We start from the raw sequence: 589 nt of genomic DNA on the forward strand, positions 1-589 counted from the left end.
GTCCAGATCGTGACGATCAACCCGGCGAAAACCGCCAGGCCATAGGCCCCTAGAAACTGGCCGAGCCCGAGGATCACTTCGGTGATCAACGGAATGGGCACGCCCAGATCCTTGAAGATCGGCACAAACTGCGGCACCACGTAGGCCAGCAGCAGCGCCAGCGAGCCGAGTACGCCGACCACCAGAAAGGCCGGGTAGATCAGCGCATTGATCACCTCGCCGCGCAGTAATTGGCTGCGCTCCAGGTAGTCACTGAGCTGGCGCAGGGTGTTTTCCAGGGCGCCGCCCGCCTCGCCCGCGCGCACCATGCTCAGGTACAGCGGCGAGAACTGGCGGCCCTCTTCCTCCAGCGCTTTGGATAACGGCTGGCCGGCCTTGACCTGTTCGCGGATACGCTCGATGAGTGCGCGGGTCTGCGGCTGGCCAGGTTGCTTGAGCAGGATGCCCAGCGAGCGCTCCAGCGGCTGGCCGGCGCCCAGCAGGGTGGCCAGTTGCTGGGTGAAACTGACCAGCGCCACGCCGCTCAGCTGACCACGGCCAAGGGCATTGCGCAGCCCCTGGGCACCGGCGACGTCAACCTGCAACACCA

General features: G+C 65.9%; 1 protein-coding gene. It reads right to left on the reverse strand.

The features are described 5' to 3' along the window. On the reverse strand, window positions 1-587 hold a 587-nt coding region (locus BFP90_RS00080; protein ID WP_256097404.1), incomplete at its 3' end, for a type II secretion system F family protein. Between the last annotated feature and the right edge of the window lie 2 nt (window positions 588-589).

Origin of the sequence: Pseudomonas sp. 24 E 13 (assembly GCF_900004715.1) — a bacterium.
GTDB classification, from domain to species: Bacteria; Pseudomonadota; Gammaproteobacteria; order Pseudomonadales; family Pseudomonadaceae; genus Aquipseudomonas; species Aquipseudomonas orientalis_A.